General features: G+C 60.3%; 19 protein-coding genes. 12 read left to right on the top strand and 7 right to left on the bottom strand.

Features of this window, described 5'->3' with window-relative positions:
• Positions 1-3: 3 nt before the first annotated feature.
• The gene (locus BLR31_RS05000; protein ID WP_090592888.1) at positions 4-1683 is read right to left on the bottom strand and encodes a PAS domain-containing sensor histidine kinase; all 1680 of its coding nucleotides are present in this window, start codon (positions 1681-1683) and stop codon (positions 4-6) included.
• 386 nt (positions 1684-2069) lie between these two features.
• Here BLR31_RS05000 and BLR31_RS04995 point away from each other — a divergent pair, with 386 nt between their 5' ends.
• Together BLR31_RS04995 and BLR31_RS04990 are read left to right on the top strand one after the other, a co-directional pair.
• Positions 2070-3935 (top strand): ABC transporter ATP-binding protein, encoded by a 1866-nt coding sequence (locus BLR31_RS04995; protein ID WP_090592885.1) that lies wholly within the window; start codon positions 2070-2072, stop codon positions 3933-3935.
• A gap of 54 nt (positions 3936-3989) precedes the next feature.
• Positions 3990-5876: an ABC transporter ATP-binding protein gene (locus tag BLR31_RS04990; RefSeq protein ID WP_090592882.1), complete on the top strand. Its 1887-nt coding sequence runs from the start codon at positions 3990-3992 to the stop codon at positions 5874-5876.
• Between the two features lie 3 nt (positions 5877-5879).
• Here the strand turns inward: BLR31_RS04990 and BLR31_RS21590 are convergent, their stop codons facing one another.
• Positions 5880-6356 (bottom strand): methyltransferase family protein, encoded by a 477-nt coding sequence (locus tag BLR31_RS21590; protein WP_176762516.1) that lies wholly within the window; start codon positions 6354-6356, stop codon positions 5880-5882.
• A gap of 120 nt (positions 6357-6476) precedes the next feature.
• On the opposite strand from BLR31_RS21590, the gene BLR31_RS04980 reads away from it, so the two are divergent.
• From BLR31_RS04980 to BLR31_RS04965, 4 genes are all read left to right on the top strand, one after another.
• A complete protein-coding gene (locus tag BLR31_RS04980) occupies positions 6477-8954 on the top strand; it encodes a beta-mannosidase (RefSeq protein ID WP_176762515.1) in 2478 nt (825 codons plus the stop codon).
• 20 nt (positions 8955-8974) lie between these two features.
• Positions 8975-9685, top strand: coding sequence for a D-lyxose/D-mannose family sugar isomerase (locus tag BLR31_RS04975; protein ID WP_090592871.1), 711 nt, complete (start codon positions 8975-8977; stop codon positions 9683-9685).
• A 94-nt stretch (positions 9686-9779) separates the two neighbouring features.
• On the top strand, positions 9780-10916 hold the full coding sequence (locus BLR31_RS04970) for a PQQ-dependent sugar dehydrogenase (RefSeq protein WP_090592868.1): 1137 nt from the start codon (positions 9780-9782) through the stop codon (positions 10914-10916).
• Positions 10917-11042: 126 nt separating this feature from the next.
• Entirely contained in the window at positions 11043-12068 is a 1026-nt protein-coding gene (locus BLR31_RS04965) for a TRAP transporter substrate-binding protein (protein WP_090592864.1), read from the top strand.
• A 38-nt stretch (positions 12069-12106) separates the two neighbouring features.
• Here the strand turns inward: BLR31_RS04965 and BLR31_RS04960 are convergent, their stop codons facing one another.
• Positions 12107-13432: a pectate lyase family protein gene (locus BLR31_RS04960; protein WP_090592860.1), complete on the bottom strand. Its 1326-nt coding sequence runs from the start codon at positions 13430-13432 to the stop codon at positions 12107-12109.
• 208 nt (positions 13433-13640) lie between these two features.
• Here BLR31_RS04960 and BLR31_RS04955 point away from each other — a divergent pair, with 208 nt between their 5' ends.
• Complete coding sequence (locus BLR31_RS04955) at positions 13641-15188, top strand: carbon-nitrogen hydrolase family protein (RefSeq protein WP_090593659.1); 1548 nt, start codon at positions 13641-13643, stop codon at positions 15186-15188.
• Between the two features lie 153 nt (positions 15189-15341).
• Here the strand turns inward: BLR31_RS04955 and BLR31_RS04950 are convergent, their stop codons facing one another.
• The 4 genes from BLR31_RS04950 to BLR31_RS04935 form a co-directional block, all read right to left on the bottom strand.
• Complete coding sequence (locus BLR31_RS04950; RefSeq protein WP_090592857.1) at positions 15342-15740, bottom strand: VOC family protein; 399 nt, start codon at positions 15738-15740, stop codon at positions 15342-15344.
• A 114-nt stretch (positions 15741-15854) separates the two neighbouring features.
• The gene (locus BLR31_RS04945) at positions 15855-16784 is read right to left on the bottom strand and encodes an alpha/beta fold hydrolase (RefSeq protein WP_090592853.1); all 930 of its coding nucleotides are present in this window, start codon (positions 16782-16784) and stop codon (positions 15855-15857) included.
• Between the two features lie 229 nt (positions 16785-17013).
• On the bottom strand, positions 17014-18270 hold the full coding sequence (locus tag BLR31_RS04940; protein ID WP_090592849.1) for an RNA polymerase sigma factor: 1257 nt from the start codon (positions 18268-18270) through the stop codon (positions 17014-17016).
• Positions 18267-18641, bottom strand: a complete 375-nt coding sequence (locus BLR31_RS04935; protein ID WP_090592845.1) for a YciI family protein — start codon at positions 18639-18641, stop codon at positions 18267-18269. Before BLR31_RS04935 ends, BLR31_RS04940 begins: the two co-directional genes overlap by 4 nt.
• 177 nt (positions 18642-18818) lie before the next feature.
• Between BLR31_RS04935 and BLR31_RS04930 the strand changes: the two genes are divergently transcribed.
• From BLR31_RS04930 to BLR31_RS04910, 5 genes are all read left to right on the top strand, one after another.
• Positions 18819-19082, top strand: coding sequence for a hypothetical protein (locus tag BLR31_RS04930; protein WP_090592842.1), 264 nt, complete (start codon positions 18819-18821; stop codon positions 19080-19082).
• Between the two features lie 82 nt (positions 19083-19164).
• Positions 19165-20280, top strand: a complete 1116-nt coding sequence (gene cfa / locus BLR31_RS04925) for a cyclopropane fatty acyl phospholipid synthase (RefSeq protein WP_090593656.1) — start codon at positions 19165-19167, stop codon at positions 20278-20280.
• Positions 20281-20546: 266 nt separating this feature from the next.
• Positions 20547-21305 (top strand): gluconate 2-dehydrogenase subunit 3 family protein, encoded by a 759-nt coding sequence (locus tag BLR31_RS04920; RefSeq protein ID WP_090592837.1) that lies wholly within the window; start codon positions 20547-20549, stop codon positions 21303-21305.
• A 67-nt stretch (positions 21306-21372) separates the two neighbouring features.
• Positions 21373-23130 (top strand): GMC family oxidoreductase, encoded by a 1758-nt coding sequence (locus BLR31_RS04915; RefSeq protein ID WP_342027579.1) that lies wholly within the window; start codon positions 21373-21375, stop codon positions 23128-23130.
• The gene (locus BLR31_RS04910) at positions 23127-24359 is read left to right on the top strand and encodes a c-type cytochrome (RefSeq protein ID WP_090592830.1); all 1233 of its coding nucleotides are present in this window, start codon (positions 23127-23129) and stop codon (positions 24357-24359) included. Before BLR31_RS04915 ends, BLR31_RS04910 begins: the two co-directional genes overlap by 4 nt.
• Positions 24360-24388: the final 29 nt, after the last annotated feature.

Genomic DNA, 24388 nt, shown 5'->3' with positions numbered 1-24388 from the left:
GTGTCAGGCAGCTCGGGCGCTGAAGCTCGGCGCGTGGTGGTCCGAGCGCGATGTGTCAGCCGGCACGAGGGGTAGGGAAACCGCGACCGTGGTGCCGATGCCTTCGAGCGAGTCGATAGCCAGCCGTCCACCGCTCTGTTCGGCAATTGCACGGGCCGTTGCGATGCCGAGCCCGATGCCAGCGTGATGGCGGGCAAATGAAGCGTCCGAGAGCGCAAAGGGCTGCGAGAGCCGGCTCATCTGCTCCTCGTTCATACCGGCCCCGGTATCGGTGACCTCCAGTACGACGCCTTCGTGGGAAATCCATGCGCCTAGCCGAACCAGACCGTCGCGCTCGGTAAACCGGATCGCATTGTCCAGGAGATTGCCCAGCATGCGATCGAGGTAGTGCCGGTCACCGATAAGCGAGCCTTCGCCACGCACCTCGACCTGCAGGCGAATGCCGGCATTTTCCGCCCTCTTGGCGACCCGCGCTGCCGACGCCTTCAAAAGCTCCCGGACACTGAGCGTTTCCTGCTTGAGCGCTTTCCGCCCGCCCTCAATCTCGGCAAACTCAAGAATTTCTGCGAATGACTTCAGCAATTGTTCGCCTGAGCACTTGATGTCCTCGAGATAGGTCAGATAGCGCCGGTCGCCCAATGGTCCGAACGTTTCAAGCCGCAGCATGTCCGCAAAGCCGATGATGTGGTTGAGCGGTGTTCGAATGTCGTGGGAGACATGGGCAAGAAAGCTCGTTTTGGCCCGGCTCGACGCTTCCGCCTTGAGTTTTTCTTCGTGATAACGCCGCGCCAGACGTTTTTGCTCTTCCCGGATGCGTCCCAGGAGACGGTCGGCGTGCTTGCGGTCGGTGATGTCGGTGACGATCGTCACGAACCCACCAGAAGGGCAGGGCCGCTCATCAAGCAGGATGACCGAACCATCCTCCCGTTCGATTTCGATCATCCGCTGGCGTGCTGCGTCGAGAACTGGACGCGCCGTAATTTTCCCGGCGATCGTACGCGAGATATCGCCATAGCCCGTGCCCGGCAGTAGCTGCTGAGCACTGAGCTTGAGATGTCTGGCGAACGCCGAATTGGCGCAAACCAGAAGCCCGTCCTCGCGCCAATGCGCCAGTCCGTAAGGCACTGCTTCCAGCGCCGGCAAAATGCCATCCAGGCGTCGCGCCGACGATCGGCGGTTCAGGCCATAAAATGCAAATGCAAGAAGGATCAATGCGCCGCTCGCCATCCCGGCTCGGAGCAAGATCGCTTCCGTAACCGTCGCGGTGTCCTGGAAAACCGAGACGCGACTATCGTCGTCTGCAATTGAAACACTGCTGCCGATGACGTCGTCCCCGTCCATCTCCGCAGCGTTCAGCGACGCGAAAATGATCGTGCCTTCCGCATCGGCTAGCGAAAGATGGAAATCCTCTGCCAAGGCAGGTGGTATCGAAATGGCGTCTGGCTGAATTTCGGATCCGACAGCCTCGATATGGGCCGCCGCCATCGTGGCAATCAGATGGGCTCGCTCGCGGGTGTCGTTGATGCTGCGAGCCACGTCATAGGCTATGAAGCAGCCGCCCGCGGTCAGGGTGAAGAGCACAATAAGGACCGTCGACGCGGAGATCGCGAGCGGTGGTGTGCGCTGAAGTTTTGCCGAACCGAATCCTTTCCCGCTGACGCCGGATGCTTCCGCCGATCCCATACCCAATCCAACCGCTCTGAAACGGTTGCCCTAACCCTTTGTGATGTTAAGAGATTGAATCGTCTTGAGGACTCTTGTCCATAGGCAAATTTTGCCCTTTCGCGGCCGGCGCGGAATTGTCGAATCGACAGAGTCACTTAGGCGCTGGAAAAATTATTTCCACAGGGTTAATGCTGCGCGGTGTCTCCAGGCCATAGCGCATTCGCTTCGAGAGAACGTGCCATGACGTGTGTCGGGATCCTCGTTCCCGCTGCGTCCTTGCTCAGCCGATTGCTTGACCACACGCGAATTTGAATTTATCAAGCTGTGGCTTGCAAAATTAAGACCCATAGTTCCCGACCGCGAATGCGCGGCGGGCTTTTTGACCTTTCCTGCCGAGATGTCCGATGTTCCGTTGGTTCGAAAATATCCTAAATCCCTATCCCGCGCGCGACCCGTCGCAGCCCCCTAAGGGTTTGCTTGCCTTCTGTCTTCACTACATGGATGGGGCGAAACTGCCGCTCGCCGCCATGGCGGTGCTGTCGACTTTGGTCGCTTTGACGGAGATCGCGCTGTTTGGGTTTCTCGGCAATGTCATCGACTGGCTTTCCGGCGCGAACAAGGAAACCTTCCTCGCCGAGGAGGGCCCCATGCTGTTCTGGATGGCGCTGTTCGTGCTGGTGGTGCTGCCGGTCATCGTCTTGATATCGAACCTCATTATCCATCAGACACTGCTGGGCAATTTCCCACAGCGCATCCGCTGGATGGCGCATCGCTACCTCATCCGTCAGTCGATGACCTATTTCCAGGACGAGTTCGCCGGTCGCATTGCCACCAAGGTTATGCAGACCGCACTGGCTGTCCGCGAAACGGTCATGAAACTTCTCGACGTCCTCAACTACGTCATCGTTTATTTCATCGGCGCCGTCGTGCTGGCGGCCATGAACAACATCTGGTTAGCACTGCCGTTTATCGTCTGGGTCATCGTTTATATTCTCATTCTGCGCCACTACGTGCCCAAGCTCGGCAAGATTTCCGAGCTGCAGGCCGATGCGCGTTCGATGATGACCGGGCGCATCGTGGACAGCTACACCAACATCGCAACGGTCAAGCTCTTCTCCCATTCGAGCCGCGAAGAGACCTACGCCAAAGAGGCGATGGACGAGTTTCTAAAGACCGTTCACGGCCAGATGCGGTACGTGACGATCCTTAACCAGGGCATTACCATCCTCAATTCGCTGCTACTGTTTTCGGTGGGCTTTGTCGGGATTTGGCTCTGGCTGGACGATCTGGTTTCGGCCGGCGCCGTTGCTGCTGCTGCAGCAATCGTCCTGCGCTTCCAGGGCATGAGCCAGTGGATCATGTGGGAAATGTCGGCGCTGTTCGAAAACATCGGTACGGTCCGCGACGGCATCAACTCGCTGTCGCTACCCTCGATCGTCGCCGACGAGCCCAACGCTCCGCGTCTCGGCCGCGTCAAAGGCGAGATTGACTTCAAGGACGTCGCCTTCAACTATGGCAAGAAAGGCGATGCCACGACCAACCGCGTCATCGAAGGACTGAACCTTACAATCCGTCCCGGCGAAAAGATCGGCCTTGTCGGACGTTCGGGGGCCGGCAAGTCGACAATCGTCAATCTGCTCTTGCGCTTTTACGATCGCCAGAGCGGGGCCATTCTTGTCGATGGCATCGACATCGCCTCAGTTGCTCAGGATTCCCTGCGCGCCAATATCGGCGTCGTGACACAGGATACCTCGCTCCTGCATCGCTCGGTCCGTGAAAACATCAAATATGGTCGGCCCGACGCGACCGACGAGATGATGATCGCTGCGGCCAAACAGGCCGAAGCCCACGACTTCATCGTGGGTCTGGTCGATGCCAAAGGCCGCACAGGCTATGACGCTCACGTGGGTGAACGCGGCGTCAAGCTCTCGGGCGGCCAGCGCCAGCGTGTCGCCATATCGCGTGTGCTGCTCAAAGACGCGCCGATCCTCGTGCTCGACGAAGCGACGTCGGCCCTCGACAGCGAAGTGGAAGCTGCCATTCAGGGCCAGCTCGACATGCTCATGGAAGGCAAGACGGTCATCGCGATCGCGCACCGGCTTTCCACTATCGCCGCCATGGATCGCCTCATCGTTCTCGAAGAAGGTAGGGTGATCGAAGTGGGTACGCATGCCGAACTCGTCGAACTTGGAGGCACCTACGCCCGCCTCTGGGCGCGCCAGTCGGGCGGCTTTATCGACGCAGATGCCGAAGAGGTTGCGGCGCAGTAAGCATGCGGCGTCTCGCAATTGCGCGAGGCGCCGGACCCTCATAGATTGGCTGACATGGCGTCTGCGTTTCTCAAACCTGTCCTGTGGCTGAGCGAAAAGTTCGAAACCTGGCTCGACCCGTTCGACCGGCGCGAGGACCTGCAACCGCCCGCCAATGTCTGGGCCTTTCTCTGGCATTATATCAGCCAGGCAAAGCTCCCTTATCTGCTGGTTCTCATCTTTGCCGGGCTCACATCGCTCTTTGAAGCGCTGTTCTTCTTTTACATGGGTCGGCTGATCGACATTCTGGAATCCGGTTCGGTCGAGGCCGGATGGTCCGGTCTCATGGCCGATCACGGCGTGGAACTGGGCATCATGCTCGCCGTCATTGTCATCGGGCGATTTATCGCTCCGGCGCTCGGTGCGCTGGTGGAAGAGCAAACCATTGGACGCGGCTTTGCCTCCATGGTCCGCTGGCAGGTCTATTCCTACGTCTCGCGCCAATCGATGCGGTTTTTCGGTGACGATTTCTCCGGACGTCTGGTCACCAAGGTCTCGCAGGTTTCTTCATCCCTCAATGACTTCACCGCAGGCGTTATCCAGATCGGCTGGGCGCTGACCATCTTTGCCGGCACGACGCTGTTCCTTTTCGCCCAACTCGATCTGCGCATGGCCGGGCTGATCATTCTCTGGATCGTGCTCTTCGCCGTTCTCGCCCGCCATTTCGTGCCGCGCATGCGGGCCCGCGCTGCCGAAAACGCTGAAAACGCCTCGATGCTCAATGGTCGCGTTACGGACAGCTTTGCCAACGTCCAGACGCTACGGCTGTTCGGCAGCGCCGAGGACAACGACAATTACGTCCGCGACGGTTTCGAGCGGTATCTTTTCTCATCCACCCGCCTCGCCCGCATGGTCACCGGTGTCCGCGCCGCCATGGGGCTGCTGAGCACTGTGATGATTTCCGCCTTCGGCATCCTCTCGATCCATCTGTGGTCGACCAGCGCCATAAGCGTTGGCGCCGTAGCGTTTGCGCTGAGCCTGGTCCTTCGCCTCAACATGATGCAGGGCCGGCTGATGGGGCAATTGAGTGGGCTCATGCGCAATTTCGGCGTCATCCAGAACGCTATGGAAACCGTCGCCCAGCCGCTCGAATTGACCGACGCGCCCGACGCTCGGCCGCTTGAGGTCACGCGCGGCGAGGTGAAATTCGAAAATGTCCGCTTCCACTATGGGCGTGAGAGCGGCATCATAGAGGGCGTCGATCTGACGGTCGCCCCGGGGGAAAAGATTGGCCTCATCGGCCATTCCGGCGCCGGAAAATCCACATTGGTAAGCTTGCTCCTGCGGTTCTACGACCTCGAGTCCGGCCGTATTCTGATCGACGGGCAGGACATCTCTCAGGTCACTCAGGAATCCCTGCGTGCCCAGATCGGCGTCGTCAGCCAGGATTCGGCTTTGCTGCATCGCTCAGTCCGGGCCAACATCATGTTCGGCAAGCCCGGTGCCACACATGAGGAGATCGTGGCGGCGGCCCAAAAAGCCGAAGCACACGACTTCATCATGGAGCTCGAGGACAACCGCAAGCGCCGCGGCTATGACGCCCATGTCGGCGAGCGCGGGGTCAAGCTTTCGGGCGGTCAGCGACAGCGCATCGCCATTTCCCGCGTGCTGCTCAAGGATGCCCCGATCCTCGTGCTCGACGAGGCGACTTCTGCCCTCGATAGCGAAGTGGAAGCGGCAATCCAGAGCCAGCTCGACATGCTGATGAAGGGCAAGACGGTGATTGCCATCGCCCACCGTCTCTCCACCATCGCTGCCATGGATCGTCTCGTGATCCTCCAGGAAGGGCGGATCGTCGAAGAGGGCACGCACGCCGTGCTTCTGGCCAAGGGCGGCATCTATGCCAGGCTTTGGGAGCGTCAGTCAGGCGGCTTCATCGATACCGATGAGGCGGCAGAGTAAGACTCAGATCCAGCGCCGCGTGCGGGCCAGGTAAGCGGTATACACCGCGCCGAACTTGCGCGTGAGATAGGCTTCCTCGCGCCTGACAACCACGCGGTCCAGCGTAAGCCACAGAACAGGCAGCGCGAGCAGAGCCCATTCGAGCGAAAAGATCAGCGCCAGACCTGTATAGGCGAGGAGAAACCCGACATACATCGGATTGCGCGATATCCTGTATGGCCCATGCTCAACGATCGTCAGGCTCGGCTTGAACGGCTCCGCATGCGTGCCGGCGGCCTTCATTGTGAAATAGCCCCAGAAATCGAGGCCAAGCCCAATCCCCACGAGCAACAGGCCGACCAAGGTGTGCCAACCGAAGACCGCGGGTTGGGCGAGAAACGCGATCGGCAGTGCGAAGTCGAGCACCACGGCCAGAACAAGAAAGGCCACAGGATAGGTTGGCGGGAGATGCGGAAGTCCGGGATTGTCGGGTTCAGTCATTTTCGTCTCCAACATCACGCATTTGCCGCTTATGATGGCTTGCAACTCGACCGGAAGGTCTGCACCCTTGGCGCAAATCAAACGCTTGTTCAGCCCACATGTCGAGGAGGAGATGTGACCATGCCGGAAATCCACGCCCAGGACGGCAGTGCAATCGATTACAAAGCCCTCGATCTCGGTGGAATCTGGACGCTGGTCGCGCCTGAAAGGGGGTGGCGCGGCGAGATCACTCTGCCCGGCGATGTGCACACGGCGTTGCTCGAGGCAGGCGAGATACCGGATCCCTATTTCGGTCAGAACGAAGACGCTGTCGCCTGGGTTTACAAGACCCCTTGGACGGTTGAGCGCAAATTCGATGTGCCCATGGAGATGGCAAATGGCTTTCTGACCCTCACGCTGTCGGAGGTCGATTGCATCGCGTCGGTGTCGCTCAATGGCGAAGTGATCGCCCACACCCAGAATCAGTTCATCCGCTACGATATCGATGTGACGGGCAAGGTCCGGCCCGGCGCCAATACGCTGCAGATCGCGTTTGCCGCCGTGCCGGACGTGGCGCAAGAGCGGGCCGATGCGCACCCCTTCGCCATCCCTTATGCGGCGATGAACCAGAAGGTCGCTCACCTCAATTTCGTCCGCAAGACAGCCTGCCATGCCGGTTGGGACTGGGGCATCTGCGTTATGCCGATCGGGGTCTATGGCCGCATGGAGTTGCGCCGCTCCCCACTTGCGCGCACCGAGAGCGTTCAGGTCGACCAGCATCACGAACAGGGCGCTGTAACGCTGGAAATAAAGACCCGCGTCCATGCCTTTGGCGCTGGCGAAATCAGCGTCGAGCACGTTATCGATGGCCAGGCTGTCGGCGGTAGGGTCGCCGTGCGGCCGGGCGAAAACCTCTTCACCCATCGCATCGTCATGTCAGACGCGCAGATCTGGTGGCCGAACGGGCAGGGCGCCCAGCCGCTCTATGAGCTTAAAACCAGTGTGGATGGCGAGGTGACCCTTCGCAAGATCGGTCTGCGCCAGCTCGAATGGATCGTCGAAAAGGACGCCATCGACCATTCATTCAAGTGCCGCATCAACGGGCGCGATATCACCATGATGGGCGCCAACTGGATCCCCGCCGACGCCATACCCTCGCGCATTACTCCCGACGCCGTCCGCGATCTCCTCGAAAGCGCGAAGGCGGCAAATTACAACATGCTGCGCGTTTGGGGTGGCGGGCAGTATGAGCCCGACTGGTTCTACGACCTCTGCGACGAACTGGGCATCCTCATCTGGCACGATTTCACGTTCTCGTGCATGCCCTATCCGTCCGACCGGGTCTTCCTGGCCGATGTAGCCATTGAGGTCACCCAGCAGGTTCGCCGGCTCTCCCACCACGCCTCTATCGCCATATGGTGCGGCGACAACGAGGTTATCGGATCCCTCAACTGGTACCCAGAAACTAGAGCCAACCGCGATCGGCACCTCGCAAACTACGATCGCATGTCGAAGCTCCTCTCCGACATCGTCGAGGACGAAGACCCTCAGCGCCGCTTCTGGCCGTCCTCGCCCTCACTGGGCTACATGGACTTCGCCGATGGCTGGCACATCGATACGCGCGGCGACATGCATTTCTGGGACGTGTGGCACTCGGCAAAACCCTTCGAGCACTACCGCACCGTTCAGCCGCGCTTCGCATCCGAATTCGGCTTCCAGTCCTTCACCTCGATGAACGTCATCGAGAGCTTTACCGAGCCGGGAGACCGCAATCCCTCATCGCCGGTGATGGAAACCCACCAGCGCAACGATGGCGGCAACGCCCGCATCCTCGAAACCATGTGCCGCTATTTCCGCTTCCCAAAAGGGTTCGAGGAGATGGTGTTTCTCTCACAAGTCCAGCAGGGTCTGGCCATCAAGACCGCCATCGAGTTTTGGCGCTCCACAAAGCCTCGATGCATGGGCACGCTCTATTGGCAGATCAACGACATCTGGCCCGTCGCAAGCTGGTCGAGCCTCGATTATGGCGGACAGTGGAAGCTCCTGCACTATCTCGCGAAACGCTTCTTCGCCCCCATCAACGTGGTTGCCGTGCCCGATGGCGACACGGTTGTTATCAAGGCAATGAACGATGGTCCCGCGCCGGCCGACATCACCCTCGAGGTCGTGCTCGCCGATATCGCCGGCCCCGCCAAGTCCTTGCATAGACTCGACGTTTCGCTCGGACTTGAATCTGCCTCTGAACTGGCTCGCGTGCCGCTTGAGGACATAGGCGAGGGGCAGTTCCTTGTCTTTGAATGGCGCACGAAGGCAGGCGAACTCATCGGTCGCAATGACTTTTTGCCGCGCGCTTACAAATACTACGAACTGCCCGCATCCTCGGTTAGCACCAGCTGGACGGACGGCCCGAACGGCCCGGAACTGACGTTGGAAACCGATGCCTGTGCCTTCTTTGTCACGGCCAATGTCAATAGCGCCGGGACCTTCTCGGACAACTGCCTGACGCTCTTGCCGGGCCAGCCGGTTACCCTTAGCTTCTCACCCCGAAAAGGTGCTTCGCCCGATATCGCCGATCTGCAAAACAGCTTGAAGATCAGTCATTTGGCGCAAACATACTAAGACTTGTGAGGAGCAGTCGGATGAAACGTTCGCGCGTCAACGAGATCATTGCCGAGGCCGATGAATTCATCCGCTCGTTCGGCTATGTCATGCCGCCATTCGCCTATTGGTCGCCTTCGGAAATGAAGGATCGAGAGGGCGAAATCGGCAACATCCTCAATGCTGGTCTTGGTTGGGACGTTACCGATTATGGACAGGGGAATTTCGATGCGCTCGGGCTTTTTCTCTTCACTGTCCGCAATGGCAATGCCGCCGATCTCGAAAAAGGGCGGGGCATGCTGTACGCCGAAAAGATCATGATCTCCCGGCATGATCAGATTTCCCCCATGCACCGGCACACCATCAAGGCAGAGGACATCATCAATCGCGGCGGCGCCAAGCTTGCGCTGCAGCTCTACAATGACGACGGCACCAATGAGGGCATCGACACGACCGGCGATGTCGAAGTGGTGACCGACGGTCTCAAGCGCGTGCTGCCCGCCGGCGGTATTCTCGAACTGTCACCCGGCGAAAGCGTCACACTGCTTCCCGGCAACTGGCACAAATTCTGGGGCGAGGGAGGGGACGTGCTGATCGGTGAAGTCTCGACCGTCAATGACGACCGCACCGACAACACATTCCTTGATCCCATCGGTCGCTTTTCGGCAATCGACGAGGATGTCGATCCGACCCATCTGCTTGTTTCCGACTATCCCAAATGGTTCGGAACGACCGGAACATCTGGCTATTAGGGCCGATTTCAAGCGTTCGTGAAGCGGGAGACGGGAACATCGCCGCATTCCCCGTGTTGGGTCCTCCGTACTCAAAACAATTACGGAGGAAGCTATGCTCAAAAGATCGCTTGCCATTTTCGCCTGCGCGACCGCGTTGACCGCACCCGCCCTGGCTCAGACATATGAAACCGAAGCAGGGTCTGTAACGCTGACGCCTGTCGTCGAAGGACTGGAAACGCCCTGGGGCCTGGTTTTTCTCGATGACGGCAGCATGCTCGTCACCCAACGGTCGGGCAGCCTGGTCCATGTCTCGGCCGAGGGCGAAATCTCCGAGCCCATCGTCGGCACCCCCGAGGTCGATTTCCGCGGTCAAGGCGGCTTGCTCGATATCGCGCTGGACCCCGACTTTGCCTCCAACCGCATGATTTATCTCAGCTTCGCCGAACCCGGCGAGGATGATACCAATTCCACAGCCGTAGCACGCGGCGTTTTGAACGAGGACATGACTGAGATCTCCGAACTCGAAGTCATCTTCTCGCAGCAGCCCAAACTACCCTCAACGCTGCACTTCGGCTCGCGCCTGACCTTTGACAATGACGGTTATCTGTTCATCACCACCGGTGAACGGTCCGACGCTGAATTCCGCGTGCAGGCACAGGACCTCGATTCCCATCTCGGCAAGGTGATCCGCATCATGCCAGATGGCACGGTCCCCGATGACAATCCGTTTGTGGATACCGAAGGTGCACTGCCTGAAATCTGGAGCTATGGACACCGCAACATGCAGGGTGCTGCGCTGCATCCTGATAGCGGACAGCTCTGGGTCGCCGAACACGGACCGCGCGGCGGCGATGAACTCAACAAGATCGTCGAGGGCGGCAATTTCGGCTGGCCACTTCTGACCGAAGGTACGGAATATTCCGGCGATCCAATCGACCCGCCAGCCGAATTGCCGGCTGAACTCGTCGAAGCCGAACGCACTTGGTCACCCTCGCCGGCACCCTCGGGCCTTGCCTTTTACACAGGCGACATGTTCCCCGACTGGCAGGGCGATGGCTTCATGGGCGCTTTGGCCGGCACCGATCTGATCCGCATCGATATGGATGGCGAAACCGTTGTCGGTGACGAATTCCTGTTCGGTGATGACTTCCCCCATCGTATCCGCGATGTTGTTCAAGGGCCCGACGGAGCCCTCTATCTCGTGACCGATGGAGAGGTTGCGCAGATTCTGCGGTTGAGCGCGGAATAGGCATGCGCTAAGCAATTCGGGCGCCGGGGGAACCGGCGCCCGGGCTTTGCAATGCACCCGGAGCGGGATCGAACTCGCACAGGGTGAGAGGCACCCTTGCTGGTCCCGCGCATATGGGGACCTCTCATGTTCGCCAGACGTTTTGCGACGGTTGCACTTGTGTGCGCCGCGCTTTTACCTTCCGCCAACGCACAAGAGGTGACGCTCCGGCTTCACCAGTTCCTGCCCATGACCGACAGCGTGCCGCGAGAGGGACTGATCCCCTGGGCGGAGGCCATCGAAGCGGAATCCGAGGGCAGGATCCAGATCGAATTCTATCCATCCATGATGCTCGGCGGTGCGCCGGCTGATCTTTTTTCCCAGGCACAGGACGGCGCGGTCGATCTGATCTGGACGGTGCTCGGCTATACGCCTGGGCGTTTTCCAAAATCCGAAGTGTTTGAAATGCCGTTTCTCGTAACGAATGCAGAGGACACCTCGCGCGCCTTTCAACGCTATGTCGAAGACAACGCGATGGACGAGTTTTCCGGCGTTAAACTGATCGCCGTCCATACCCATGGCCCTGGACTTTTTCATTCCAATCGCCCGATCACTGCGCTTGAGGATCTTGCGGGGATGAAGATCAGGGGCGGGTCCCGGGTCATCAGTTCGATGCTCGCTGACCTTGGTGCCGAGGCTATCGGCATGCCGGTTCCTGAGGTGCCCGAGAGCCTGTCGCGCGGGGTTATCGATGGGGCGACCATTCCCTGGCAGGTGACACTGGCGCTGCGGACCAGCGAACTTGTGACCAACCACACCGAGTTTTCCGGCGATCACGGTTTCTATACGCAAACCTTCGCCTTCGTCATGAACCGCGCCGCCTATGAGGGTTTGCCCGATGATTTAAAGGCTGTGATCGACGCAAATTCCGGCGTGGAATGGGCTGGGCGGTTCGGCGCGGCCAATGATGTGGATGATCTCGTGGGCCGGCAGGAAGCTGTGGATGCGGGCAATACGATCGTTGTTCTGGACGACGGCGAAACCGCTCGCTGGCGTGCTGCTGCGCAGGTGACGATCGACAATTGGTTGACGGAAATGGATGCTGCTGGGCTGGACGGCGCCGCACTTTACGAAAGTGCGCAGGCGCTGGTGGCAGAGGAAAGCGCCAGATAAAAAGGTGGGCGGCTTGATGGCCGCCCCCAAAAAATAGCTTAGAGATTGCCTGATCCCGCGCCGCTGCGCACCGCATCCTCGACCTCTGCGACCGGGGTCAGCTCATAGGCATATTGCGGCGACCAGCCCACAGTATCGTCGAGCCGGGCATCAGGATTGACCGCGTTGAACGCCTCCAGAAGATCGATTTCCTCGCCGTTGAAAAGTGTATCCACAACATGGATCGCTTCGCCGTTGAATGGACGGATGGTCCGGTCTGGCGCCACGTCCGGCATGACGAAGGCATTGGCCTCGGCATAGATATGTGAATCGAGGCCCACCCCGTAAGAGTACACAAAGCCGAGCTGGGAGTCGGCGGTGTGCTCGTGGAGATTGTTGAACACATGCACCTCGCCGAAGCGGACCCGCGGGGCGCGTTGGCCCGAATTGATGTAATGGTTATGGTGCAGGGTGACTTTCAGATGATCAGCATCGTCGGTGCGGCTGTCGCTGTTGCCGATGATATGGGTCTTGTCGTGATTGTCGATCTTGTTCCAGCTGAAGGTCACGTAGTTGGACTGTGCCACGATATCGGTGACGCCATCATGGTGCTGCAGCACGCGACCGAACACCTCACCGGCCTCCCAGTCGGGGCGATCGCCATCGTTGAAGGTATTGTGGTCGAGCCAGACATGGGTGGATTCGCGGATTTCGATATTGTCGTATTCAGAATTCCAGTTGCCCTCCGATCCGTCCGTCCCGTCCCAGCCGGGGAACATGTCGAAACTGTCCTGGAATTCGATATTGCGGATGATGACGTTGGACACGCCATTGAGCCGCAATGAGCCGTGGCGGATGACCGCGTCGTCGCCCAGCCCGAATAGCGTCTTGTTGGATCCGACATAGATATTGATGTGCTCGGCCTGTGCCTGCTGCGATGCGGCACGGGCATCTTCCAGCGGGCCGGCGGGCTCTTCCTCCATGCCGTAAACCGCTGGGTCGTATTCGGCGAGATAGGCATGCCAATCCCAGTCGGGATGGGCGAAAGCCTCGGCATCCTGGGGGTTTCCGTCATCGTCTTCGGTGAGATCGATGGTGCCGGAAATGAAGATGATGGCCGGTTCGTCATTGTCGCGATTGCCCGATACGTCGCCGCCAAGTGCGTCAACAAGTTCGGCGCGGGTCGTGACGACGTAGATCTGCGTATCGTCGGCTTCCGCCCCGCCCGTGGTGCCGCCTTCCGCTGTTGCCCAGCCGGTGTGGGCGGCTTCGCGGGCCAAGTCTAACGTAGTGTCGTCGACCTCCTGCGCCAATGCAAATGCGGAAAACGACATGGATGCGACAAGCGCTGCACTTAATGCTGCCAATCTGGACGACCGGGTCATAATTCTACTCCTCCCTAGAGTTATCTGACATCAGAACCCTAAATGAAGTCTTGTAATATGGCAACTTAGCAGAGTTATATTATTTGATGCCCTAGGAAGGTCCTCTGTGACCGCTGGATTCCGACTGGCGGTTGAATTTTTGCGGTCATAAGTGCAAAACCCACGCGATTGCCTTTCGATCTGGCTCCAAAATCCAAGAGAATCGCTCGTGCCCAAACTTTCCGACAAGCCGCTCCTCGAAGTGCGGACCGCCAAGATTCGCGATATCCCGGCCATCATCAAGCTGACTGAAAAGGTCTATCCCGAAGAGGGACCATACCTGCCTGGGACGATACGGGGACAAATCAATGCGTTCCCCGAAGGCCAGTTCGTGGCTGTCTATGACGGGGCGATCGTGGGCTATGCGGCAACGCTGCAATTGGCCGAGCGGCAAATCTTCAAGCAGCACACCTGGGAAAACATCACTGGGGCTGGCTACGGCAGCCTGCACAACGCCAAGGGCGAATGGCTCTATGGCGTGGAAGTATGCGTCGATCCGGGACGGCAGCGCAGCCGGATCGGACGCAGGCTCTATGAGGCCCGCCAGAGGTTGTGCGAAGAGCTCTGGATCAAGGGCATCGCCTTTGGCGGACGGTTGCCCGGATACCGGCGCAACAAGAAGGACTATCCGCGTATCAAGGATTATTTCGAGGCCGTGAAGGATCGCGAAGTGCGCGATCCCGTGGCGAGCTTTCAGATGAAGCTCGGCTTCGAGCCCGAATTGCTGCTGCGCAACTATCACCCCGACGACAAGGCTTCTGGCGGGCATGCCGCGCTGATGGTCTGGCGCAATCCGCGCTATGACGAGGAAGACGAGCGTCGGCCGGCGCACCAGCGCAGCCGCGAGACGGTGCGTGTAACGACAGTCCAGCTCGAAGCGCGGCGCTTTGCCGATGCCGAGGCGTTCTTCACCCACATGCAGTATTTCGTGGACGTTGCGGCTGATTACGGCTCGGATTTCGTGGTGTTCCCCGAGCTGTTCACGCTGATGCTGCTGTCGAGCGAGCCCGAACAGCCTCCGCATGAAGCGATCCTGCGGCTGACCGAATACACGCCGCAATTCATCGAGCGCATGCAGCAGATGGCGCTGAAATTCAACATCAACATCATCGGCGGATCGCACCCGACGATTACCGAGGATGAGGATATCCAGAACGTCTGCTACGTGTTCCTGCGCGACGGCACCGTGCATGCGCAGGAAAAGATGCATCCGACGCCCGATGAGCGCGATTATTGGGGCATTGTCGGGGGCGATACGGTTGACGTGATCGACACCGATTGCGGGCCGATCGGGGTGATGATCTGCTATGACAGCGAGTTCCCCGAGGTGGCGCGACGGCTGGCCGATCAGGGCGCGCGGATCATGTTCGTGCCCTATTGCACCGACACGCGGCAGGGCCATCTGCGGGTCAAATATTGCTGCCAAGCGCGGACGATCGAGAACCAGTGCTACGTCGTAACGTCAGGGATTACGGGCAATCTGGCCAATGTCGACAATCTCGATATCAACTATGCCCATTCGGCGATCTTTACGCCCTCCGACATGCCGTTCGCACGGGATGGCGTGGCGGCAGAGGCGAGCGAGAATGTCGAGATGGTCGTGGTGGCCGATCTCAACATTTCGACTCTGCAATGGGCCCGCTCACAAGGGGCGGTGAGAAATCTGCGCGATCGGCGGTTCGACCTCTATCGCATCCGTTGGAAGGATGGCGGGTAAGCTCGGCACCCGCCGCATAACCCCGCATATATGGTTCGAGATCGGCGTTTGTGCCGATGATCGACAGCGCTGGTCTTGATTTGGCGACACCGCTGTGCGGTCAGCCTTAGTTGTATGACAACTCGGCGGCCGCGAGGTCCGATTTTTCGGTCGTCAATCGACGTTGAACATCCAATTGACGCCGTAGCGATCCCGCAGCATGCCGAAGCGTTTCGCCCAGAAGGTCTCCTCAAGGTTCATTTCGACTTCGCCGCCGTCTTTGAGGGCCGTAAAGATGCGCTCGGCATCCGCGACGCTCGTTGGATGCACCGAGAGGTAGATTCCGGAAAAACTGTTGGCCTGCGCCATCGGGGCATCGGAGGCGAAGATCGTTCCTTCGCCGGTGGTCAAGGCAGCGTGCATGATCTGGTTTTGCATTTCGGCCGGGACGTGTGCGGCTGATGGCGTATCCTTGTGCGCGGTCATTGCAAGATCGCGGCCGAGCACCGAGTGGTAGAACGTCATGGCCTCGCGGCAATCGCCGGCGAAGTTGAGATAGGGGTTGATCTTCATGTGGAGCCTCCTCAAGCTCGAGATGAAATTGTGCTTTGTTTACAAAGGCTAGGCGAGAGGACCAGATTCAGATCATCATAGACCTGAATCTGGCCGAGAGCGAATTGAATCACTTCATAAGCCGGACTGGGCATCAAGGAATGCCGTGATGACCGGCATGACGAGATCGGTCTTGAAATAGATGTCGTAGTGAGTGGCGGCGGGGATCACCGAGAACTGGCGGTCCGGGTTGAGGTCGGGACCCATTGGACCGGTCGAAGCCTGTCCACCGAGCAGGCGATACATCTCCAGCGCCTTGTCGAGCTGGATAAGATCGTGATCGCCTATCATCATCAGGACGGGCGCGGTAATCGCGGCAATCTCGTCTTCGGTCCAGACATCGCCTTCGACGGTCATCGACTCGCGGATTTTGTCGATGAAGCCGGCAAAGCGTTCGGGCTGGGGCGCGACGGCGTCATAGGCGACCTTCATCGGGGTACCCTCCATCATCTCGGCCGTCATGTAGGGCCAACCGGCGCGCACCGAGTCCCAGATCGAGTCCGATTGATAGGCGGCGGAGATGACGACGATGCTCTTGACCTGATCGGGGTGCAGGATGGCGACGCCGGTGGCGGTGCCTCCGCCCATCGAATAGCCTACGATATCGACCGGGCCGATATCCATGGCGTCGATAAAGCCCCCGACATCGTCGGCGAATTGGCGGATGGAGAGCGGGCGGTCGAGATCGACCGTGCGGCCATGGCCTTCGAGCTCGATGGCATAGACTTTCCGCGTTTCGGCAAGGGCGGAGAGGAACGGCCCCCAGGCTTCGATGGTCATCAGTCCGCCATGGATGAGCACAAGCGGCTCGCCCTCGCCATGGACCTGATAGTACATCTCGAGGCCATTGACGTTAACGGTGCCGTCCTCATCGGGGGCGGGGAAATTTTCGATAAGCTGGATGGGATCGACCGTGGACTCCATGGGAGCCTCCTGAGCGTGACTTGGGAGTGCGAAAAGCGTCGTGGCGATGGCGACTGCGGCGAGAATGGATTTCGGGTTCATGATGGTCTCCGGGATGTGATGGGCAAAGGACGATGGGGCGCGCAGGGCGCCGACATTTTTGGGGATTTTTTTTTTGGTGAGACTCAGTGCTCCCTCATCCGATCATCCATCGGCTGTCACCCCGGGCGAAGACCCGGGGTCCAGTATGCTCGGAGGATACTGGGTCCGGATCAAGTCCGGGATGACGCGTGGAGGGTGTGGTTGGCGAGGGGCGTTGCCGCGCAGCCCGTCAGACGCTCTCCGGGGTGCTGAGGTGGTCGAGGTGGGCGCGGATGTGGAGGGCTTCGGCGCTGGTGTTGGCGTGGGCTATGGCGATGTCGAACGCGAGGCGGGCTTCTTCGGTGCGGCCGAGGTCTTTTAGAAGGCCGCCGCGGAGGCCGTGGAAATAGAAGTAATTGCCCAGCGCGTCGGCGAGGGGTTCGATGAGGTCGAGCGCGGCTTGTGGGCCCTCGGTTTTCGAGACCGCGACGGCGCGGTTGAGGGTGACGACGGGGGAGGGCTGCAGGCGCTCGAGGACGCGGTAGAGGATGTCGATCTCAGCCCAGTCGGTCTCGGCGGCGGTTTTGGCGTGGGCGTGAATGGCGGCGATGGCGGCCTGAACCTGGAAAATGCCGGGGGTGCGGTGGCGCATCGCCTTGTCGATCAAGGCAAGGCCCTCATCGATCATGGCGCGATTCCAGAGGCTGCGGTCCTGATCGTCGAGGAGGATAATGGCGCCCTCGGCGTCGAAGCGGGCGGCGTCGCGCGAATGCTGGATGAGCATGAGGGCGAGAAGGCCCATGAGTTCGGGTTCGGAGGGGAACAGGCCGAGCAGCAGGCGGGCGAGGCGGATGGCCTCGTCGGCGAAGGTGGCGCGGGTTTCGGCGCGCTCACCGGCTGAGGTATAGCCTTCGTTGAAGACCAGATAGGCCATGGCGGCGACCGCGCCGACGCGCTCAGCCCGGTCGGCGGCGTCGGGGGTTTCGAACTGGGCGCCGGACTTGGCGATGCGGGCTTTCGCGCGGGTGATGCGCTGTTCCATGGCGGCTTCGGATACGAGGAAGGCGCCAGCGATCTGTTTGACGGAAAGGCCCGAAACGATGCGCAGCGCGAGGGCGATCTGCTGGGTGGCCGGCAGGTCCGGATGGCAGCAGACAAAGAGAAGGCGCAAGATGTCGTCGCGGTAGTGGGACTCGTCGATCCGATCGGCGATGTCGGTCTCGGCGTCGGACGTGTCGGAAATCTTGTCCTCTTCGGGGAGTTCGGTAAACCGGGCGCGGCGGCGGACGCTGTCGATGCCCGAATTGCGTCCCACAAGGATCAGCCAGGCGGCGGGATCGCGGGGCGGCCCATTCCTGGGCCATGATTTGAGCGCACGCAGGGATGCTTCCTGGAAGGCTTCCTCGGCCAGGTCGAGATCGCGGAAATAGCGATAGAGCGCGGCGACGCCCTTGGCGCGGGCGCCGGCGATCACGAGGCCGATCCAGTTGGCATCCTTGTCGTTCACTTCACTTGCGCTCCGGGAAAGAAGTCGCGGACCGGGCGGATCTCGTATGAGCCCATACCCGGATTGGCCTCGGCCAGATCGCGCACAACCTGCACGACCGCCTCGAGGCTTTCCGCATCGATGACGTAAAAGCCAAGGAACTGCTCCTTGGTCTCGGCGAATGGTCCATCGAGGACGATCGGCTCTCCGGCGGTCTTGCGCAGGGTGGTGGCGGCGGTGGTCGGCATCAGCCGGGCGACCGGGCCCATCTTGCCCGCTTCAATCAGGGGCTTTTGGACGGCCATGAGGTCGGCCATGATCTTGTCGTCATGGGATTTGGACCATTGGCCGACGGCGGCTTCGTCATTGTAACACAGGATGGCGTAGAGCATTTCGGTTCCTCGATGAGCTAAGGACGCGGGCCGAGGCAGCAATCCGACAGCGCGTCCATAAAATGTTGCACGACAGGGGAAGGGTGCAACGAGTGGGCGGGCATTACCAGAGCAAATGCAACCCGAGATCACGGGGCTGCGTTTGAGGTGAGTCAGCCACAGGAGTGGAGGCAGGACATGGCACTCACGAAACTGGAAATAGAGCGCGCACTGGGGCCAATCGAACCGCATCTGGCCGCCGAAATCGCCGCGATAGACGCAACCGTCGCCGATCTCGTCAAGGCGCTCGCATGGCTTCAATCGGACGAGGCCCTTGTCAATGACGGCGATCATCTGCCCACAGGCGCGGTTGCCGAACTGATCGGAATTCTCGAAACGGCGGATGACGAAGACAGCTTTGACGTGCCCGCTTCAGGCGAAGGCGACTGGGCCCAACAATAGGCTGGACAAGAGGGATAAATTTTAGTGTGCTCGGGTGACCGGGCGCCAATCCGGCGTCCCTGTCATCGCCCGGGGCGCGGCTATGTCGGAAAAATTCAAGGCATTTATCACCGATCTGCTGGCGCAGATCGACATCACGGTGGGCGGCAACCGCCCCTGGGATATCCAGGTGCATGACGAGCGGTTTTACTCGCGGGTGATGACGCGAGGATCGCTTGGGCTCGGCGAGGCCTATATGGACGGGTGGTGGGACGCGGGGGCGGTCGACCAATTCCTCTATCGCGTGCTGACCGGGCATCTCAACGAGAAGATGCGGGTGGATTTCTCGCTCGCGGTGCTGACCATCAAGGGCATGGTGCTGAACCCGCAGCGGCTGCATGTCCGCGAGGTGGCGGAAAAGCACTACGACATCGGCAACGACCTCTATTCCAAAATGCTCGACCCCTACATGGTCTATTCCTGCGCCTATTGGCGCGACGCCCAAACACTGGAAGCGGCGCAGGAGGCCAAGCTCGACCTGATCTGCCGCAAGATCGGGCTCAAACCGGGCATGCGGATCCTTGATGTGGGTTCGGGCTGGGGCGGGTTTTTGAAATTTGCCGCCGAGCGATACGGGATCGAGGGGCTGGGGATCACGGTCTCGAAAGAGCAGATGGCCTACGCCAACGACACGCGCGGCGATCTGCCGATCGAGACGCGGCTGATGGATTATATGGATCTCGATGGGCGGTTCGACCGGATCGTATCGATCGGGATGTTCGAGCATGTTGGGTACAAGAACTACCCCGCCTATTTCGGCAAGGTGCGCGAGTTGCTGGCCGATGACGGGCTGTTTCTGCTGCACACCATCGGCGGGTCTCTGTCGCGGCGGTCTGGGGAGCCGTGGCTGGAAAAATACATCTTCCCACACGGCATGCTGCCCTCGCCCAAGCAGGTTTCGCGCGCGGTGGAGGGCAAGCTGGTGATGGAGGACTGGCACAATTTCGGTGCCGACTACGATCCGACGCTGATGGCGTGGCACGAGCGGTTCGAGGCAGCTTGGCCGGGACTGGCGGCGACCTATGGGGAGCGGTTCTATCGCATGTGGCGATACTACCTTCTGAGCTGCGCGGCGGTGTTCCGGGCGCGGTGGGTGCATTTGTGGCAGATCGTCTATTCCAAGGACGGGGTGCAGGGGGGCTATCGCTCGGTGCGGTGAGTTAGTGTGAGTCTTCTCATGCGCAGGACTGCGCATGGCTGGGTCCAAGGTCTTCGCCCGGGATGACGGTGGGGGCGAGGTGAAGCTGGGAATGTTCTCGACTCGGTAGGCCCTCACGCAGCTCTCTCCGCCGACCTCGACAAGGAAAATGGGGGTGAGCAAGGCAACGGCCTCGCCACCCTTTTGCCGTTTTTTGGCCCGCGTCAGGGAACGCGAGGGCGGTGGGGGCATTAGGGTCTTGAACCTTTTTTGGCGAGGGGCAAGGCATGGGCGGACGCACCGACCTCACACGGCGCGCGTTTTTACGGCACACACTTTTGGCGGGCACTGTGCTCGCCGGCTTTCCAACTCTGGCGCTGGCCCGCGAATATCGCGGTGGCCATCAATGGCCCTGGGAATCGGGGCGGGCGGATGTTCCCCATTACGGTCTTGAGACCGATACCTTCCTCACCATCGGCGAGCGGCAATTTGTCGACGCGGCGACAGCGCGGCTGATCCCGTCGGACGATGACGGCCCGGGAGCGCGCGAAGCGGATGTTGTGACGTTTATCGACCGGCAATTGGCCGGCTTTTACGGGCGCGGGCAGCGCTGGTACATGAAAGGTCCGTTCCCCGAAGATGTGCTCGATACCCAAGGGTATCAAAGCGAATACCCCCCTGCAGACCTCTATCGCGTGTCGATCGCGGCGATAGACGAATGGTGCGCGCAAAATCGCGACGGGCGCAGCTTCGCTGATCTCGAAGAGGCCGAGCAGGACGAAATTCTCACCATGATCGAGGAAGAGGAATTGACCGTTACGGGCGTGCCGCTCGCGACGTTCTTTTCTCTTCTGCACGACAACGCCATCGAGGGGTTTTTCGCCGATCCGATCTATGGCGGCAATCGCGACATGGTGGGGTGGGCCTATGTCGGGTTTCCCGGCGCGCGCTACGATTATCGCGACTATATCGCCCACAACGGGCAAGCCATCGTGATGCCCCCGGTGAGCCTGATGGGCCGTCCGGGGTGGACCGCGGAACGATAGATTTTTCGCGAGATCGCCGGGCGTCATGGACCGTCCCGATCTCGCGCCGAACACGAGGGAAACACGCGTGGAAAAACTGCCATCAGTGGATGTGGTGATCATAGGCTTCGGCTGGACGGGCTCGATCATGGCCCAGCAGATGCTCGAGGCCGGGCTGAACGTTGTAGCCATCGAGCGCGGCGGCTGGCGCGATACGCCGACCGATTTCGCCCCGACCATGGCGCCGGATGAATTGCGCTATTACTGGCGGCACGAGATGTTTCAGGAAACGGCGCGCGAAACGTTGACGTTTCGCAACAATATCAGCCAGACAGCACTGCCGATGCGCAAATGGGGATCGTTCCTGCCCGGTTCGGGCGTGGGCGGCGCGGGCGTGCACTGGAATGGGCAGACGTTTCGGTTCCTGCCCTCCGATTTCGTGGCCAAGACACATAATGAGGAACGCTACGGCCCGCTGCCGACCGGCATGACGGTGCAGGATTACGGCGTCACCTATGACGAGCTCGAGCCGCATTTCGACACCTTCGAAAAGCTGTGCGGGATTTCTGGCAAGGCCGGCAATATCAATGGTGAGATCGTCGAGGGCGGCAACCCGTTCGAGGGATGGCGGTCGAGCGAATATCCCAACCCGCCCATGGAAATGACCTTCACCCAGCACCGGTTCGAGGAAGCGGCGCGCGGCATGGGGCTCAATCCCTTTCCCGGGCCATCGGCCAATATGAGCCGCGCCTATACCAACCAGCACGGCATTTCGCTGGCGCCCTGCACCTATTGCGGGTTCTGCGAAAAATTCGGCTGCGGCAATTACTCCAAGGCAAGCCCGCAGACGACGATCATTCCCGTAGTGATGCGCAATCCCAATTTCACGCTGCGCACAAATTCCGAAGTGCTCCACATCAACAAGCACCCCGATGGCACGCGCGCGACGGGCGTGACCTATATCGATGCCGATGGGCGTACGTTCGAGCAACCCGCGGAGATCGTGATCGTTGCGGCCTATCAGCTCCAGAGCACGCGGCTGATGCTGCTCTCGGGGATCGGGCAGCCCTACGATCCGCGCTCGGGCGAGGGCGTGGTGGGCAAGAACTACACCTATCAGGTGATGAGTTCGATCAACGTCTTTTACGACGAGGAATATACCAACAATTTCGTCGGCGCCGGTGCCCTGGGCATGATCGTCGACGATTATAATGGCGACAATTTCGATCATTCGGGCCTCGGGTTCATCGGCGGCGCCTATATCGGCGCGTGGACGACCAACGCCCGGCCGATCGAAAGCCACCCGGTGCCCGAGGGAGTGCCGGAATGGGGCAGCGAGTGGAAGCGCTCGGTGCGGCAGAACTTTCTGAAGACGGCGTCCATATCGGTGCACGGCGCGTCGATGGCATACCGCCAGAACTATCTCGATCTCGACCCGACCTATACCGACCATTGGGGCCGACCGCTGATGCGGATGACCTATGACTTCACGGTCAACGACAGGCGGCTGACCAATCACATCACCCCGATTGCCGAGGAAATCGCGCGCGGCATGGGCGGACGCGAGGTGAAGGTCAATTCTCGCGAGGGTGCCTATGATTCAGTGCCCTACCAGACGACCCACAACACGGGCGGCACGATCATGGGACAGAACCCGAGCGAGAGCGTGGTCAACCGCTATCTCCAAAGCTGGGATTGCCACAACGTGTTCGTGATGGGGGCTGGCGCCTTCCCGCAGAATGCCGGATACAACCCGACAGATACCGTGGCGGCACTGGCCTATTTTTCGGCCGACGCCATCCGCAATCAATATCTGCAAAACCCTGGCCCGATGGTGCAGGCATGAGGACGTCAAAGATCATTCTGGCGGCGAGCGCCGGGCTTGCAGCAGCGCTGACCATCGCTCCGGCATCGGCGCAGAACCTATCGTTCAGCCAGGTAGAGCGCGGGCGCTATCTCGCCACAGTCGGCAATTGCGCGGGCTGCCACACCGATGAAGTCAATGATGGCGAGCGCTTTGCGGGCGGGCGGGAGATGGAGACGCCGTTCGGTTCGATCTACACGCCCAACATCACCTTCGACAATGAGACGGGTCTGGGCCTCTGGACCCGCGACGATTTTTATCGCGCCATGAACGAGGGGATTGCGCGGGACGGCAGCCATCTCTATCCGGCGTTTCCCTATCCCTATTTCACGCTGATGCCGCGTCAGGAGATCGACGCGATCTATGATTATCTCTCCTCGATCGAGCCGGTTTATTCCGAGACGCCCGAACCGCAATTTCCGTTTCCGCTCAACATCCGGCAGGCGGTGATGGGCTGGAACCTGCTTTATTTCGAACCGCAGGAGTTCGTGCCCGATCCCGAGCAATCGGACGAATGGAACCGCGGGCGGTATCTGGTGGATGGGCCGGCCCATTGCGGCGCGTGCCATACCGACAAGAATTTCGCGGGCGCCGATATCGAGGACGAATATCTGCGCGGCGGCGTGCTTGAGGACTGGTTGGCGCCCAATATTCGCGGTGGCGAAAATGGCGGGATTGCCCATTGGTCCGAAGACGACATCGTGGCGTTTCTCGAGGGTGGCCGCAACGACCATACGGGCGTGATGCCGCGCATGGGCGAAGTGGTGGTGCTCTCAACGCAATATATGGAAACCGCGGACCTCGAGGCCATCGCCATCTATCTCAAGACCCTTGATGACGAGGCGCGTGATCCGGTCGAACAGCCGTCCGAAGCGATCATGACGGCGGGCGGCGGCATCTATTTCGACAATTGCGCCGCGTGCCATGCTTCGGACGGTACGGGCGTGCCCGAGATTTTCGCGCCGTTGGCCGGATCGAATAAGGTCAACGCCGAAGACCCGATCACCATGCTGCGGGTGATTTTGGAGGGTACGTTGGCCGTGCCGACCAATGACAACCCCGGCCCCATCGGCATGCCCGCCTTCGACTGGAAGCTGACCGATCAGCAGATCGCCGATCTGGCGACCTTCCTGCGCGCGAGCTGGGGCAATTCGGCGCCGGCGGTGAGCGAGGGCGAAGTGGCCGATTTGCGCGAGCGCCTGGAAGAGTAGGGCTGCGGGGGCGCTGAGCCTGGGGGCCA

Source organism: Pelagibacterium luteolum (assembly GCF_900100665.1).
Taxonomy (GTDB): domain Bacteria; phylum Pseudomonadota; class Alphaproteobacteria; order Rhizobiales; family Devosiaceae; genus Pelagibacterium; species Pelagibacterium luteolum.
This window is presented reverse-complemented; position numbering and strand designations above follow the sequence as displayed.

Coding starts and splice junctions, on each gene's coding strand:
- BLR31_RS04930 (WP_090592842.1), top strand. CDS start 18,819: ATGGCACTCACGAAACTGGAAATAGAGCGCGCACTGGGGCCAATCGAA.
- BLR31_RS04950 (WP_090592857.1), bottom strand. CDS start 15,740: ATGAAGATCAACCCCTATCTCAACTTCGCCGGCGATTGCCGCGAGGCC.
- BLR31_RS04910 (WP_090592830.1), top strand. CDS start 23,127: ATGAGGACGTCAAAGATCATTCTGGCGGCGAGCGCCGGGCTTGCAGCA.
- BLR31_RS04970 (WP_090592868.1), top strand. CDS start 9,780: ATGCTCAAAAGATCGCTTGCCATTTTCGCCTGCGCGACCGCGTTGACC.
- BLR31_RS05000 (WP_090592888.1), bottom strand. CDS start 1,683: ATGGGATCGGCGGAAGCATCCGGCGTCAGCGGGAAAGGATTCGGTTCG.
- BLR31_RS04945 (WP_090592853.1), bottom strand. CDS start 16,784: ATGAACCCGAAATCCATTCTCGCCGCAGTCGCCATCGCCACGACGCTT.
- BLR31_RS04960 (WP_090592860.1), bottom strand. CDS start 13,432: ATGACCCGGTCGTCCAGATTGGCAGCATTAAGTGCAGCGCTTGTCGCA.
- BLR31_RS04920 (WP_090592837.1), top strand. CDS start 20,547: ATGGGCGGACGCACCGACCTCACACGGCGCGCGTTTTTACGGCACACA.
- BLR31_RS04935 (WP_090592845.1), bottom strand. CDS start 18,641: ATGCTCTACGCCATCCTGTGTTACAATGACGAAGCCGCCGTCGGCCAA.
- BLR31_RS21590 (WP_176762516.1), bottom strand. CDS start 6,356: ATGACTGAACCCGACAATCCCGGACTTCCGCATCTCCCGCCAACCTAT.
- BLR31_RS04980 (WP_176762515.1), top strand. CDS start 6,477: ATGCCGGAAATCCACGCCCAGGACGGCAGTGCAATCGATTACAAAGCC.
- BLR31_RS04990 (WP_090592882.1), top strand. CDS start 3,990: ATGGCGTCTGCGTTTCTCAAACCTGTCCTGTGGCTGAGCGAAAAGTTC.
- BLR31_RS04995 (WP_090592885.1), top strand. CDS start 2,070: ATGTTCCGTTGGTTCGAAAATATCCTAAATCCCTATCCCGCGCGCGAC.
- BLR31_RS04975 (WP_090592871.1), top strand. CDS start 8,975: ATGAAACGTTCGCGCGTCAACGAGATCATTGCCGAGGCCGATGAATTC.
- BLR31_RS04965 (WP_090592864.1), top strand. CDS start 11,043: ATGTTCGCCAGACGTTTTGCGACGGTTGCACTTGTGTGCGCCGCGCTT.
- cfa (WP_090593656.1), top strand. CDS start 19,165: ATGTCGGAAAAATTCAAGGCATTTATCACCGATCTGCTGGCGCAGATC.